The sequence below is a fragment of the Devosia sp. genome, from assembly GCF_017744655.1.
Classification (GTDB): Bacteria; Pseudomonadota; Alphaproteobacteria; order Rhizobiales; family Devosiaceae; genus Devosia.
The window spans coordinates 218,969-232,985 of record NZ_JAGIAW010000014.1 but is presented as its reverse complement, the minus strand read 5'-3'; the positions used below and the strand labels follow the sequence as shown (position 1 = coordinate 232,985).

The following is a 14,017-nucleotide window of genomic DNA, read 5'->3' as shown; positions in this document are numbered from 1 at the left end:
GGGCGATACCCTTGCCACCGCTGATGCGGAAAAATTGCTCCGCATCATAGACTAATCGCCGTGTCAGCCGTTGCTCCAATCCGATGGAGCTCATTCGATGACTACCCCTCAGATTTTCGCCTTCGGCACAATCTTTTTCATGATGGTCGCATTTGTCTGGGGGAGGTGGCGTTACGATCTGGTCGCCGTTGGCGCGCTCTTGGCGGCGGTCGCGGTGGGCATTGTAGCACCCGAGGACGCGTTCTCAGGTCTCTCTGATGATATCGTCGTCATCGTTGGCAGTGCTCTCATTGTCAGCGCTGCGGTGGCGCGGTCCGGCGTGATGGAAGTTGCCGTTCGGCGCTTCGCGCCCAATCTTCGGACACCACGGGCGCAGCTCGTTGTTCTGGTTTTGACGGTGACGCTGCTCTCAGCCTTCATCAAGAATATCGGCGCCCTGGCCATCATGATCCCCATCGCGTTCCAGATGGCGAGAAAGTCAGGTGTTTCCCCTTCGCTGTTCCTGATGCCCATGTCTTTTGGGGCGCTGCTGGGCGGCCTGATGACCCAGATCGGCACTTCGCCAAACGTCATCGTCTCGCGGGTTCGCGAAGAGCTGACGGGTGCGCCCTTCACCATGTTCGATTTCACGCCAGTTGGCGCGACGCTGGCTTTGGTCGGCGTGATCTTTTTAGGTCTTTGCTACCGCCTTCTCCCGGAGCGTACGCAGGTAAAAGGCTCGCTCGACCAGGCGATTGCAATCAAGAACTACACGACCGAAGTTCGCGTGCCGGCGGAGTCTCCAAGTGTCGGAGAGACCGTGGGCGCCGTGCAGCGCCTCGGTGGGGGACAGGCGATGATCACTGGTATCATTGCCCCGAACGGCAAGCGCCGTCTGCCTCTGCCTGACTCGCTGGTTCAGGCCGGGGAACTGCTTATCGTCGAAGGCGAGCCCGAGGCACTCGATAGGATCGTGTCCCAGGGAAAGCTCGCCTTTTCTGAAAGGCGGGACCAGGCAGTGTCCTCCCGGGAGGTTGGCGTCGTCGAAGCGGTGGTCGGCGACAGTTCTTCGCTCGTCGGCCGCAATGCGAAGGAACTGGCCCTTTTCGATGCTGCCGGCCTCAATCTATTGGCAGTCAGCCGGCGGGAAAAGCGTCTCACGGATCGTCTCGGCGAAATCCGCTTCCAGGTTGGCGATGTGCTTGTGCTGCAGGGTGATCTCGACACGCTTCCCGAAAGACTGCGTGATTGGAACTGTCTGCCGCTGGTAGAGCGCAACCTGACGATCGGCAGTTTTAGAAACGGTATCATTCCCGTTGTCATTCTCGTCCTGGCGATGGGCAGCACGGCACTGGGGCTCGTTTCGGTGCCGATCGCATTTTTCACCGCGGCGGTACTGATGGTTGTGACGCGCACTGTGCCGATCCGCGATGTCTATTCGCATGTCGACGCCCCCATCCTGATCATGTTGGCGGCCCTCATTCCCGTCAGCGACTCGCTGAGAACGACTGGCGCAACCGACCTGATTGCCAACTGGCTCTCCTCGACAGCATCGGTCTTGCCCGCCTATGGCGCCCTAGCGCTCATTCTCGTCGTCGCAATGGCCGTGACGCCTTTTCTCAACAATGCCGCCACCGTGCTGGTCATGGCGCCTATTGCGGCAACCTTCGCCGCCGATCTCGGCTACCAGCCGGAGGCTTTTCTGATGGCGGTCGCCATTGGCGCGGGGTCCGACTTCCTCACCCCCATCGGCCACCAGTGCAACACGCTGGTGATGGGGCCCGGTGGGTACCGCTTCGGTGACTACTGGCGTCTCGGACTGCCTCTATCCCTACTCGTGATCCTGGTTTCCGTACCCATGCTGTTGCTGGTTTGGGCGCTCTAGACCCGAAAATGAAAGTGGGAAGGAGATCGACATGAACAGACCGGAAAACCCGCCTTCTGCGGTGGCTTCCCTGCCAACGACATCGGCAGAGGCGACAAATGCCATGATCCACTACTATCGCGCCGAGATGGGCCGGATGAACACCTGGCGATCCCGGCTCGATTTGACGACCAACTGGGCCATCACCGTTGTTGCTGCCATGCTCTCGGTGACCCTGTCGACCCCCACGGCACACCATGGCCTCGTGCTTTTCGCCATGGTCATCGTGATGCTGCTCCTCGGGGTCGAGGCGCGGCGCTATCGTTTCTTTGATGTCTACCGGATGAGGGTGCGCCAGTTCGAGCGCCACTATTTCGGGCAGTTGTTCGGGCCGGAAACGCAAAGCGGCCCCGAGCCGTGGCTCCTGATGTTGGCCCGGGATCTGCGACATCCCAAGTTCCGCATCTCGTTCTGGCGAGCGATGGGCCGGCGGCTACGGCGGAATTATATCTGGATGTTCCTCATCCTGCTTATGGCATGGCTGCTCAAGATCGCGTCGCCGGACTTGCAGGCGGGCGTCCACCTCGACCCAGATCGGCCACTCGCTGTTCTCGTCGAACAGGCGTCCACCGGGCCAGTGCCGGGTTGGCTGATGGTCGCGATCGTTGCAGCAGTTTATGCGTGCCTGCTCTATGCAACCTATTCAACGCGCGAGCGCGGGGGCGACGAAGTCCGAGTGTGAACACACCCGGTGGAAGGACCATTCTATTCGAGGTGACCACGGAGCCGGCGTCGTCTAGTTCTCGACAATGCCCACTCATCGATCCCCGATATGGAGCCAAAGATCTCGGTATCGCGTATCGTCGGCCAATTGCTCCTTCGCTGGTCGGCAAATTCCATCGGCTGCCATTCGCCAGGGGCACAGACCCTGGACTGCCGATCCATCATGATCATCGTCTACTCGGCGTTCATCTCCGGTGCGATCGCCGCCATAGGGAACGAGGTCGGTCGAACAAGCCTTGCCATCATCGTAATTGCCGACAAGCCGCACGGATTTGCGACCAGATCGCGGGATCAGGCGCAGCCATACTATTGCGGTTGAGCTTGAAGACCGAAGCGGGGATGAAGCCATCGATGAAGGTCGGCTAATGCCTAATGCCGCTTCCGCCCGAGTTCACAACCCCTCGGTTTCCGGGCGCGGGCTTGATAACCTATAGGCCGAGATCGACGCCGGTGCCTGGTATTTTAGCTTGGAAGAGGGGTCGCCAGATAGCCTACAATGGCGCGTGCCAGCGCGGTGAGCGAGGCCATGTGGGTGCGTTCCCAGCCGTGGGAGCTGTCGAGGGAAAAGCAGATAAGGCCAACGCGGATATCCCAGCCGGCTTCGACGGCGGCGGCGCTGTCGGAGCGGTAGTGGCGGAAGGTATCGCGCACGAATGGGATATGGTTCTGCTGACAGACTGTTAACATTTGGCGCGTCATCCGGGCGTCAAAGGGACCCTGGCGGTCACGCATGGCGATGGTGACGGCGTCGTCGCGCGAGGTCTGGTTGGGAGCGGTGACGGCGTTGTCGATGGCGAGCAGTTCTTCGACCTCGGGGCCGAAGCCGTGCGTGCCGCCGATGCCGATTTCTTCGGCGATGGTGAACATGGCCTGGAAGGGCACCGCGACGTTCACTTTGCCTTCGGCAATCGCCTTGAGGACGGCGAGGAGGGTGGCGCAGCCGGCCTTGTCGTCGAGATGGCGTGAGATGATGAAACCGTCGACCACTTCGGGCTGCGCGTCGATGGCGACCATGTCGCCGACATTGAAGCCGGCGGCGAGGAGGGCGTCACGGTCGGGCAGGGTGGCATCGACACGGATTTCGAGGTTGTCCCAATCGGAGGACTGGGTATCGACCTCGGTGTTGAAGCGGTGGCCTGAGGCTTTGAGCGGCAGGATAGTGCCGCGGTGCTCGGCATGGTCGGAAAAGATGGTGACGCGGGCGCCTTCGGCGAAGCGGGCAGCCCAGGTGCCGGTGTTGCGGAGGGCAAGGCGGCCATTGGGCTTGAGTTCGGTCACCATGGCGCCGAGGGTGTCGAGATGGGCGGCGAGGGCGCGGCGGGGCGGACCATCGCCGACTTCGACGTAAAGGACGCCGCGGCGGGTATATTTCGGATGATAGCCGAGATCGCGCAGCCAGGTATCGACAAGGGCCGAGGCGCGCTCGGTCATGCCGACGGGGCTCGGCGTCTTGACCAGTTGCAGCAGCCGGTCGAGGAGGTAATCTTTGTCGATCATGCGGTGCGGCGCTTTCTCGTTCGAACCGGGGATACCTCTTCGAGGAAGCGGTCTTCGAGCCTGGCCTCAAGGTCGAGCATATGCTTTTCGGCCTCATGCATATGTTCGGTGAGGATGGCGGCGGCAGCGGTGGCGTCACGGCGATGCATAGCGGCGATCAGGTCGCGCTGGTGCTGGATGCCGCTGGCGCGCGAAACCGGCTCGGGCTGCACGTAAATGTCCTGCGCAACGGTGAGATCCTTGAGGAGGCGCTGGAGAAAGCGGCAGGTGAACGCGAGAATAGGATTGTCGGAATATTCCGCGACGACGCCATGGAAATCGAGCTCGGCCATGCGCTGGGTCCAGCGCTCGTTCTGGTCTGCCGGCTCGTGGTCGTAGATCCCGATGATGGCTTCGAGGCGTTTGAGGCCGGCCTCATCGATGTGGGGGGTAGCGCTCGCCGCCAGTTGCGGTTCGAGGACCTTTCGCATCTCGTAGATATTGGCGATCGTCAGGTTCTTGGCGAAGAGGAAATTGGAGAGAAGGCTCATGGCCCGGCCTTCGGACATGCGCTCGATGAAAGCGCCGCCGCCGGGGCCGGTGCGGACCGATATCAGGCCCTGAACTTCAAGAGACTTGAGCGCTTCGCGCACGGTGCCCTTGCTGGCCGAAAACTGGGAGATGAGGTCGCGTTCCTGCGGTAGGCGGTCGCCGGGGCCGAGGCCATGTTCGACGATCATGCGCTTGATGGCATCGACGATTTCGTCGGTGCGCTTGCGGCGTGGCGGATCAAGGGGGGTAATTTCGCTCATGCGGCGCTATCCGGTGCGGAAAGGCGCGGCGCGCTGGCAATGAGCGACCGCGTATAGTCGTGTTCAGGTTTGGCAAAGAGCTGGGCCGCGGGACCCACCTCCACCACCTCTCCGAGATACATGACGGCGACACGATCGGAAATGGATTCTACGACAGCCAGGTCGTGGCTGATGAAGAGGTAGGAGAGGCCGAGGTCATTACGCAATTGCTGGAGCAGCAAGAGGACCTGCGCCTGAACGGAGACATCGAGTGCGCTGACCGGTTCATCGAGAACCAGAATGCTGGCCTCGGCCGCAAGGGCGCGGGCAATGGCAATGCGCTGGGCCTGGCCGCCGGAAAATTCGTGCGGATAGCGCTCAAGGGTGTCGAGCGGCATCTGCACGGCGTCGATCAGTTCACGCTTGCGAATGGCGCGGCGGGTGCCGTCATAGGCGCAGAGCAGACGCAGGGGGACATCGAGAATGTCGCCGATGGTCTTGCGCGGGTTGAGCGAGGCGACTGGATCTTGAAAGACATATTGAATGGTGCGGCCAAAGGCGCGCGGACCCGAGGCGGCAAGCTCCGCCCAAGGCTTGTTGTCGATGAGCATGGTGCCGGAGGTGGGATGCTCGAGGCCGACCAGCATGCGGGCGAGCGTGGATTTTCCCGAACCGCTTTCACCGACAATGCCGAGGGTTTCTCCGCGCGTGAGGTCGAGCGAAATGCCTTTCACGGCCTGCACTTCGTTCGCCTGTCGTCCGAAGAGACTGCGGCCGCCGCCGAAGGTTTTGACCAGATCGCGGATTTGAAGGGCGTTCTGGCTCATGCCTTTGCCTCCGGAAAGAGCGGGCGGACGCGATCGAGGAAGTTTCGGCCTTCCCCCAGCTCCGGCACGCAGGCGATGAGGCGTTTGGTATAGTCGTGCTGGGGATCGCGCAGCACAGTCTGGGTTTCGCCCTGTTCGACGATTTCGCCATTTTTCATCACCGCGACGCGATCGCAGACCTCAGCCACGACACCGAAATCGTGGGTGATGAGGAGGAGTGCGAGGCCGCGTTCGCGCCGCAGATTTTGCAGAAGCTCGAGAATGCGGGCCTGCACGGTGACGTCGAGCGCGGTGGTCGGCTCGTCGGCGATGATGATGTCGGGATCATTGGCGAGCGCCATTGCGATGCCGATGCGCTGCCGCTGGCCACCCGAGAGTTCGTGCGGATAGGCGCTGGCCCTTCCTGATGCATCGCGGATGCCGACGGTATCCATCAGTTCGATGGCGCGCTGGCGGGCCCGCCGCTTGCCAATCGGATTGTGCGTGAGAACGGCTTCGGCGATCTGGTCTCCAACCGAAAACAGCGGATGGAGCGTCGTCAGCGGGTCCTGGAAGACGTAGGCGACGCGGGCGCCGCGGAGAGCGATAAGCTCCTGTTCGCGCAGGGACAGTACGTCCTTACCCCCGATATAAACGCCGCCATTAGTGATGACACCGGGTGGGGAGGCGACGAGGCCCATAAGGGAGAGGGCGGTCACCGATTTGCCTGAGCCGCTTTCCCCGATCAGCCCCAGGCATTCGCCTTTGTCGAGGCGGAAGCCGATATTGTTTACGGCGGGCGTGATCGAGCCACCGGTATCGAAGCCGGTCGAGAGGTTTTCAACGACGAGGGCAGGTGGCTCTGGAAGGGTCAGGCTGGGCTTGGCCGAGCGCTTGATCCGCGTTACCGGCATGGGACGGCCCAGTGTGCCGGAGCGGAGGCGGGGATCGAGCACGTCGCGAACACCATCGCCAAGCAGGTTAATGCTCATCACCAGCACGAAGATCATTATACCCGGAATGATGGAGGCATGAGGCGCGGTAAAAAGCTGGGCGCGGGCCTGACCGAGCATGGAGCCGAGATCGGAGGTGGGCGGCTGGGCGCCGAGGCCCAGGAAGGAGAGGCCGGCCGTTTCAAGGATCATCCAGCCGACGGTGGTCGACATGGTGATGACGATGACTGGCAGGACGTTGGGGAGGACTTCGGTGAACAGGACGGCAGCGTGGCTCTTGCCCGAAAGCCGGGCGGCATCGACGAATTCGCGATTGCGGATCGAGACGGTGACGCCGCGGATGTTGCGGGCAAAGAAGGGGATATTGACCAGCGCAATGGCGTAGAGCGCGTTGAGAAGGCCGGGGCCCAGCGCGGCGACGATGGCGATGGCCAGCAGAATATAGGGGAAGGCCATGAGCATATCGACAAAGCGCATGAGCACGCTGTCGGTGGCGCCACGGGCATAGCCGGCGACGAGGCCGATGAGGGAGCCGAAGAAGGCGGCGAGCGCGGTGGCGCTGACCCCGACCAGCAGGGAAACCTGGGTGCCCCAGATGAGACGCGAAAGAATGTCGCGGCCGAGGTGATCTGTGCCGAGGAGATGTCCTTCGCTCAGCGGCGGCAGGAGCCGATTGGGCTGATCGGTAATGTCTGGGTTCGGGATCGGCAGGATCGGCGCGAGCAGCGCCAGGATGACGATGAAGCCGAAGATGAAGAGGCCTGCGGCCGCAAGGCGATTGGCGAGCAGCAATTGGAGATTGCTGCGGCGTTTGCGGGCCGGGGCGGGGGTCGTGAGATCGGTCATGCCTTGAGCCTCGGATCGAGCAGGGCCTGAGCGACGTCGGCCAGAAGGTTGACGAGAACATAGACGGTGGCGGCAACGAGGACGCCGCCCTGCACGAGGAGCAGGTCTCGGGTGGAGACGGCTTTGACCAGCATCTGCCCCAGGCCCGGCCACTGGAAGACGGTTTCGATATAGACGGCGCCGCCGAGCACGAAGCCGGCCTGAATGCCGAGCACGGGAATGATGGAGACCAAAGCGGCGCGGAAGGCGTGGCGGTAGATGACCTTGTTTTCGCTGAGGCCCTTGGCGCGGGCGGTACGGATGAAATCCTGGCGCAGGACTTCGAGCATGGCGGCGCGGGTGAGGCGGGCGACAACGCCGGTGGCAACGATTGCGAGGGTCGAGGCGGGCAGGATCAGGTGGCGGAGGAGATCGGGCAGATCGCCGCCGCCATAGACGGCATACATGCCCGAAGCGGGGAGCAGGCGCCACTGCACGGCGAAGAACAGAATGAAGACAAGGCCGAGGAAGAAGGCCGGCATGGAGATGCCGATGAGGACGAAGAAGGTGACGATGCGGTCGGTCCAGCCGAACTGGCGCACGGCCGAGACGATGCCGGCGAGAATTCCGAGGACCGAACAGATGACGAGAGAGGCACCGGCAAGGATCAGCGTGGCGCCGAAGCGTTCGAGCACTTCGTCGATCACGGGGCGATTGAGAATGTAGGAGCGGCCGAAATCGCCTTGGAGGAGATTGCCGATCCAGATGACATATTGTTCGGGCCAGGAACGATCGAGCCCAAGGGCGCGATTGATGCGGGCGACATTGTCGGGGGTTGCATAGGAGCCGAGGAGGGCCTGGGCGGGATCGCCAGGGATCAGCTTCATCACGAGGAAGACGATGATGGAGAGGCCGAGGATGACCGGGATGGCGGCGAGGAGGCGTTTGGCGATGTAGGTGGGCACGGGGCGGTCCTCCTGCTGCGGTGTCGGCGGGGGCGACCCCTCATCCGCCCTTCGGGCACCTTCTCCCACAAGGGGAGAAGGGGACACCGAGCTCCGGGCTATCCCGGAGCTCCCTCGCCCCTTGTGGGAGAGGGCGGATCGGTCGAAGGCCGAGACGGGTGAGGGGTATGCCCTGGGTTCTACTGCTTGGTCACGTCCCGCAGAACCAGCGAGAAGTCGGGCTGCAGTTCGAAATCGCCTACGGCACTGGTAACGACCGCGTTCTGCTTCCAGTTGGCGACGAAGAGCCAGGGAGCGTCTTCGTGGGTGATGGCCTGGACTTCCTTGTAGAGTTCGCCGCGCTCGGCCGGGTCGGTCGACAGGCGCGCCTTGTCGAGGAGGGCGTCGACTTCCGGATTGGAATAATAGGACGAGTTAAATCCGCCCTCGGCGGGGAAGGCCGCAGTGCGCAGGGTGAGGAAGGGCAGGGTGTCGGGGTCCGAAGTCATCCAGGCCATTTCGGCCATATCCCCCTTGCCTTCGAGGCCGGGGTTCACTTCGGAAAGGAAGGTGTTCCATTCATAGGTCTTGATCTCGACATCAAGGCCGACGGCGGCGAGATCGGCCTGGATGGCGGTGCCCATGGGGACCGGATCGAGCATGCCCGAGCCGCCCTCGGTGACGAGGAAGGTCAATTTCGCGCCTTCCGCGCCGGCTTCGGCGAGGAGCGCCTTGGCCTTTTCCGGATCATAGGGATAGGGCGCGACGTCCTCGTTATAGGCCCAGTTGAAGGCGGGCGGGATGGGGCCGGCGGAAACGTCGGCCGTGCCCTGAAGCACGTCGTTGACGAGGCTTTCCTTGTTGACCGCGTAATTCACCGCCTGACGGACGCGCTTGTCGGCAAAGGGGCCGTCCTTGGCATTGAGCATGACATACCAGACATGGGGGCCGACGGCCTCCACGACCTGATAATTAGCGTCGTTGCGGAACTGGGCCACATTGTCGGGCGGGGTTTCGAGCAGCACGTCGATGCCGCCCGAGAGCATTTCGGCAACGCGGGTATTGGCGTCGGTGATCGGGCGGAAGATGACTGCTTCGAGCGATGGCGCGCCATCCCAATAGGCATCGTTGCGCGAGGCGACGACGCTGGTATTGGACTGCCATTCCTCGAATTTGAAGGGGCCGGTGCCGACCGGATGGCGACCGTAATCGGCGCCATATTGCTCGACCGCCGCGGGCGAGACGATGAGGCCGGTGGGGGAGGCCAGGTTGCTCATGAAGGGGGCAAATGGCTCGTTGAGGGTGAATTTGACCGTCAGGTCATCCACCACTTCCACATCCTTGACCGAGGAGAAGAAGAAGGCGAGCGGGAAGGGACCGGTCGAGGCGAAGGGGTGGTCTTCCTTCAACATGCGGTCGAAGTTGAATTTCACCGCTTCGGCGTTGAACGGGGTGCCATCGTGGAAGGCAACGCCCTCGCGCAGGTTGAAGGTGTATTCGAGGCCGTCCTCGGAAATGGTCCAGTCGGTGGCGAGAGCCGGCTCGATCTCGAGCGTGCCGGGCGTGTTGCGCACGAGCCCATCGTAGATATTGACGGCGATGCGGAAATCGTTGGCGGCGGTCGACACATTTGGGTCGAGCGATGCCGGTTCGGCAATCTGGCCGACGACAAGCACATTGGGTGGCGTCTGCGCCATGGCCGGCGAGACCAGGGCCAGGGCGGTGGCGGCGAGCAAAAGCGGCGCTAGCCCTTTCCAGGTGCGGATCATTGATAACCTCCTTGCGTTCCCTCGCCCTTGCCTCGCGGTGGGGACCATGTGAGAAGGGCTTGGTAATTTATCATCATAAATTTGCTGCCTGTCAATTTATGATGATAAATGACGCAAAGAGGATGTTGCATGACCTTTTCCATCGTTGCCCGCGATCCAAAAACCGGCGCCTTCGGCGTTGCGACGGCAACGGCCGGGCCGATGGTGGGGGCACTGGTGCCGCATACGCGCAGCGGCCTGGGCGCGGTGGCCACGCAGGCGATGACCAATCCCTACCTGGCGTTCGATGCTTTCGCGGTCTTAGGCGAACTGAGTGCGAGCGATGCTCTGGCTACCGCACTGGCCAACGATGATCAGCCTGACCTGCGGCAGGTCATCATTGTGGATCGGAATGGGATTGCGGACGGATGGACCGGCGGCCAGTGCATCGGGTTTGCAGGTCACCTGGTCGATGTCGGTGTGGCCGTTGCTGGTAACCTGCTCACCGGCGAGGCCGTCTTGTCCGACATGATGGCCTGCTATCATCGGCATCTCGGCAAATCCACCTTTGCCGATACGCTGCTTGAGGCGCTCCGGGCCGGTGCAGCAGCGGGGGGAGACAAGCGAGGGCTTGGATCGGCTGCCCTACGCGTCCATGGTTCCCAAGCATTTGCCGAGTTCGATCTTCGGATCGACCTGTCCGCGCAGCCGGTAGAAGAATTGAGCCATCTGATGAGCCAGGCGGGGACCGGCGAGTACCATGATTTCTTCTCGTCGGTGCCGCGGCGCTGACAAAGAGCCTCTGCGGATTGGTGTGATGTCAGTCTCTATTGCGACCCGCTGTTATGATTTGATTGGCAATGACCGGCCGTCTTCATCAAACAGGACTGCCTTATTCGCCTCAGGGGTGAGGTGCAGCGTATCGCCGACGGCCACGGGAAAGTCCCCATCAAGGCCGGCGACAATGGCCTTTCCTGACGGAAGTCGCAGGCTGACGATCGTTTCGTTGCCCAAGTGCTCTACCAGCATGACCGTTGCAGTGATTGCCCCCTGATCTGCCGTCAGCATTTGATGGGGTCGGGTGCCAAGCGTCAGAGCAGTCCCGACCGTCAATCCATCGGTGACTACCGGAATGGAAACCGCTCTGATGTCCGGACCGGACACCGTCACCATGCCAGGTTTAATTTCGTCGACCTGAACTGCGATGAAGTTCATCTTCGGCGAGCCGATGAAGCCGGCAACGAACAGGTTTGCGGGGCGGTTATAAAGCTCCAGCGGTGAGCCGACTTGCTGTACGACGCCGGCATTGAGGACAACGATCTTGTCGGCCAGGGTCATGGCCTCGACTTGATCGTGCGTCACATAGATCATGGTGGCGCCGAGATCCTGATGGAGTTTTGAAATCTCCATGCGCATGTCCATGCGCAGCGACGCGTCGAGATTGGACAGTGGTTCGTCGAACAGGAACACTTCAGGTTGACGCACGATGGCGCGGCCGATAGCGACGCGCTGGCGCTGGCCGCCGGAGAGCTGCGCGGGCTTGCGATCGAGCAGGTGCTCCATCTGCAAGATGCGCGCTGCTTCGCGGATTTTTGCGTCGCGCTCGTCCTTTGGCGTCTTCTTGATGCGAAGGCCAAAGCCGACATTGTCGTAGACCGTCATATGCGGATAGAGCGCATAGGACTGGAACACCATGGCGACGCCGCGGTCGCGCGGCTGCATGGCGTTGACGACCTGGCCGCCGATGCTGAGTTCGCCGCCGGTAATGTCTTCAAGCCCTGCAATCATGCGGAGCAATGTGGATTTGCCACAGCCGGACGGGCCGACGAACACGACGAATTCGCCGTGCTCGATCTCAAGGTTGACGCCCTTGATGACCTCGACCTTGCCATAGGTTTTCTGGAGGTTTTGCAGGCTCAGTCCAGCCATGATGTTCTCTCCGTTTTCGCTTAGACCTTGGCGCCCGGGGGCAGCTTGTCGAGTTCGGTGTGCAAGAGGCCATCGGCATCCACGCGCACGGGGATTGGGTCGGAAACCTGACCGATGAAGGAGCCATCGGCGGCATCGTGCAGGAAGCCCATGAAGACAAGGCCATTGTCGGTTTCGACGATCTTGCCGGCATAGCGGCTGCCCTGGGCGCCATCGAAGAATGGACCGGGGGCTACTTCCCAGGGGCCATGCGGATCATCGGCCATGAGATAGTGCGAGCCGCGAACCGGCTTTTCAGGGTTGAACTTCTTGTAGGCCTCTGACCAGTGAGAGCCATCGGTGCAAAACAGCATGTACCACTTGCCATTGACCTCGAAGACCTGCGGCACTTCCATCTGGCCGAACATGCCGCCCTTATAAACGGGGGGCTGCAGCGTCCAGGTGTTGAGATCGGGCGAGGTGGCAAAGCCAATCGTGCCACCGGCATTGGGTTCGGCAATGTCGGGCTGGCGAGCGACCATATACATGATCCAGCCATCGCCCTTGGGGTTCTTCATCACCCATGGGTCGCGGAAGGCGCGGTCGTGCCAGTGGCCGGGGGCATATTCTTCGTAATCGGGGCCGGAAATGTCGAGCGCCAGGCCATTGCCGACGCGGGTCCAGTTGTGCCCGTCGGTCGAGGTGGCATGGCCGATGCGCTGCTTCATGCCTTCTTCGGCGTGCTCGGTGCCGGTGTAGAAGAGATGCCAAAGGCCAGCGTCATCACGCAGGGTCGAGCCGGTCCAGGTGGTCCAGTCGTCCCAGGCGGTCGGTGCGGCAGGGGCGAAGGTGGTGCCGAGGTGCGTCCAGTTGATCAGGTCCTTCGAGACCGCATGGCCCTGGGTGACATTGCGGTGGCGCATGTCGGGATGGGCGAGGGTGTTGTCGGCCTGGAGAAAATAGATGTGGTAGTCGTCGCCGTCGCGATAGGTCCAGAAGTCCCAGATCCATTTGTCTTTAAGTGCGAGAACCAATGTCGTGTCTTTCTAAGTCTGGGAGGGTCAGCCCTTGATGCCGGTAGAGGCGATCGAGGTGATGAAGGCGCGTTGCAGGAAGAGGTAGAAGGCGAGGACCGGCAGGGTGATCATGGAGAGGTAAGCCATGACTTCGCCCCAGGCGGTGTTGAGCTGGAAGAAGTATTGGAGACCGACCATGACAGGCCGGAACTGCTCGGACTGCGTGACCATGAGCGGCCAGAGATACTGGTTGTACATGGCGAGGAATTTTAGGATCGCGGCGGTCGCAAAGACCGGGCCGGCGATCGGCACGATGACCATGGAATAGATCTGGAACCAGCTGGCGCCATCGAGACGAGCGGCTTCGATCAGCTCTTTCGGCAAATCACGGAAGAACTGCACGAAGAGGAAGATGGTCAGCGCATCGGCGAGGAACGGCACGATCTGGACGTGATAGGTGTTGAGCCAGCCCCAGGTAATGCCGCTGCCGCCGATCCAGGGCAGGGAATTGACCACCATCAGCATCGGCACTGCGATGGTCTCGAAGGGCACGATCAGCGTTGCGATGATGATCGAGAGGACAATCTCCTTGCCGCGAAATTCCAGGAAGACGAAGGCGAAGGCGGCCATCGAGCAGAGGAACAGCGAGCCCAGGACGGTCAGTGTCGTCACGAAGATGGAATTGAAGACGAACAGGCCCACCGGCGCGCGCCGGAATGCCGCGAAGTAATTGTCGAGGGAGATATCCCCGACCGGCAGGAAAGCGGCGAATGAGGACGTATCGCGCAGCAATTGCAGGTCCGGCTTGAACGAGCTCACCACCATGAAGACGATGGGGAAGACAAAAACCAGGGCGACGAGGATCAGCAGCAGATATTTGAGGCTGATCTTGAGGCGTTGGTTGGGGGAAGTGACAGCGGCCAT

13 protein-coding genes are annotated in these 14,017 nt (G+C 61.8%); 4 read left to right on the top strand and 9 right to left on the bottom strand.

Features of this window, described 5'->3' with window-relative positions; translation table 11 throughout:
* Positions 1–97 precede the first annotated feature (97 nt).
* From J7557_RS20745 to J7557_RS20735, 3 genes are all read left to right on the top strand, one after another.
* Positions 98–1,864, top strand: coding sequence for an SLC13 family permease (locus J7557_RS20745; protein ID WP_291422230.1), 1,767 nt, complete (start codon positions 98–100; stop codon positions 1,862–1,864).
* A 31-nt stretch (positions 1,865–1,895) separates the two neighbouring features.
* Positions 1,896–2,585, top strand: a complete 690-nt coding sequence (locus J7557_RS20740) for a DUF2270 domain-containing protein (RefSeq protein ID WP_291422228.1) — start codon at positions 1,896–1,898, stop codon at positions 2,583–2,585.
* Between the two features lie 204 nt (positions 2,586–2,789).
* Complete coding sequence (locus J7557_RS20735) at positions 2,790–2,945, top strand: hypothetical protein (protein WP_291422226.1); 156 nt, start codon at positions 2,790–2,792, stop codon at positions 2,943–2,945.
* Between the two features lie 143 nt (positions 2,946–3,088).
* Here J7557_RS20735 and J7557_RS20730 read toward each other — a convergent pair whose 3' ends face one another.
* The 6 genes from J7557_RS20730 to J7557_RS20705 form a co-directional block, all read right to left on the bottom strand.
* Entirely contained in the window at positions 3,089–4,123 is a 1,035-nt protein-coding gene (locus J7557_RS20730) for an osmoprotectant NAGGN system M42 family peptidase (protein ID WP_291422224.1), read from the bottom strand.
* On the bottom strand, positions 4,120–4,914 hold the full coding sequence (locus J7557_RS20725) for a FadR/GntR family transcriptional regulator (RefSeq protein ID WP_291422221.1): 795 nt from the start codon (positions 4,912–4,914) through the stop codon (positions 4,120–4,122). Before J7557_RS20725 ends, J7557_RS20730 begins: the two co-directional genes overlap by 4 nt.
* A complete protein-coding gene (locus J7557_RS20720) occupies positions 4,911–5,720 on the bottom strand; it encodes an ATP-binding cassette domain-containing protein (protein WP_291422219.1) in 810 nt (269 codons plus the stop codon). The genes J7557_RS20725 and J7557_RS20720 overlap by 4 nt, the downstream gene beginning before the upstream one ends.
* A complete protein-coding gene (locus tag J7557_RS20715) occupies positions 5,717–7,498 on the bottom strand; it encodes a dipeptide/oligopeptide/nickel ABC transporter permease/ATP-binding protein (RefSeq protein ID WP_291422217.1) in 1,782 nt (593 codons plus the stop codon). The genes J7557_RS20720 and J7557_RS20715 overlap by 4 nt, the downstream gene beginning before the upstream one ends.
* Entirely contained in the window at positions 7,495–8,442 is a 948-nt protein-coding gene (locus J7557_RS20710) for an ABC transporter permease (protein WP_291422215.1), read from the bottom strand. The genes J7557_RS20715 and J7557_RS20710 overlap by 4 nt, the downstream gene beginning before the upstream one ends.
* A gap of 179 nt (positions 8,443–8,621) precedes the next feature.
* Positions 8,622–10,118, bottom strand: coding sequence for an ABC transporter substrate-binding protein (locus J7557_RS20705; protein ID WP_291422505.1), 1,497 nt, complete (start codon positions 10,116–10,118; stop codon positions 8,622–8,624).
* A gap of 201 nt (positions 10,119–10,319) precedes the next feature.
* On the opposite strand from J7557_RS20705, the gene J7557_RS20700 reads away from it, so the two are divergent.
* Entirely contained in the window at positions 10,320–10,961 is a 642-nt protein-coding gene (locus J7557_RS20700) for a DUF1028 domain-containing protein (RefSeq protein WP_291422213.1), read from the top strand.
* A gap of 51 nt (positions 10,962–11,012) precedes the next feature.
* Here J7557_RS20700 and J7557_RS20695 read toward each other — a convergent pair whose 3' ends face one another.
* From J7557_RS20695 to J7557_RS20685, 3 genes are read right to left on the bottom strand one after another with little or no spacing between them, the layout of a single operon-like run.
* Positions 11,013–12,098 (bottom strand): ABC transporter ATP-binding protein, encoded by a 1,086-nt coding sequence (locus tag J7557_RS20695; protein ID WP_291422211.1) that lies wholly within the window; start codon positions 12,096–12,098, stop codon positions 11,013–11,015.
* A 20-nt stretch (positions 12,099–12,118) separates the two neighbouring features.
* Positions 12,119–13,111 (bottom strand): hypothetical protein, encoded by a 993-nt coding sequence (locus tag J7557_RS20690; RefSeq protein WP_291422209.1) that lies wholly within the window; start codon positions 13,109–13,111, stop codon positions 12,119–12,121.
* A 27-nt stretch (positions 13,112–13,138) separates the two neighbouring features.
* Positions 13,139–14,017: a carbohydrate ABC transporter permease gene (locus J7557_RS20685; RefSeq protein ID WP_291422207.1), complete on the bottom strand. Its 879-nt coding sequence runs from the start codon at positions 14,015–14,017 to the stop codon at positions 13,139–13,141.

Excerpts from the sequence above, each read along its gene's own strand:
- J7557_RS20700 (WP_291422213.1), top strand. The coding sequence starts at position 10,320 with ATGACCTTTTCCATCGTTGCCCGCGATCCAAAAACCGGCGCCTTCGGC.
- J7557_RS20720 (WP_291422219.1), bottom strand. The coding sequence starts at position 5,720 with ATGAGCCAGAACGCCCTTCAAATCCGCGATCTGGTCAAAACCTTCGGC.
- J7557_RS20745 (WP_291422230.1), top strand. The coding sequence starts at position 98 with ATGACTACCCCTCAGATTTTCGCCTTCGGCACAATCTTTTTCATGATG.
- J7557_RS20740 (WP_291422228.1), top strand. The coding sequence starts at position 1,896 with ATGAACAGACCGGAAAACCCGCCTTCTGCGGTGGCTTCCCTGCCAACG.
- J7557_RS20715 (WP_291422217.1), bottom strand. The coding sequence starts at position 7,498 with ATGACCGATCTCACGACCCCCGCCCCGGCCCGCAAACGCCGCAGCAAT.
- J7557_RS20725 (WP_291422221.1), bottom strand. The coding sequence starts at position 4,914 with ATGAGCGAAATTACCCCCCTTGATCCGCCACGCCGCAAGCGCACCGAC.
- J7557_RS20705 (WP_291422505.1), bottom strand. The coding sequence starts at position 10,118 with ATGGCGCAGACGCCACCCAATGTGCTTGTCGTCGGCCAGATTGCCGAA.
- J7557_RS20695 (WP_291422211.1), bottom strand. The coding sequence starts at position 12,098 with ATGGCTGGACTGAGCCTGCAAAACCTCCAGAAAACCTATGGCAAGGTC.
- J7557_RS20685 (WP_291422207.1), bottom strand. The coding sequence starts at position 14,017 with ATGGCCGCTGTCACTTCCCCCAACCAACGCCTCAAGATCAGCCTCAAA.
- J7557_RS20735 (WP_291422226.1), top strand. The coding sequence starts at position 2,790 with ATGATCATCGTCTACTCGGCGTTCATCTCCGGTGCGATCGCCGCCATA.
- J7557_RS20730 (WP_291422224.1), bottom strand. The coding sequence starts at position 4,123 with ATGATCGACAAAGATTACCTCCTCGACCGGCTGCTGCAACTGGTCAAG.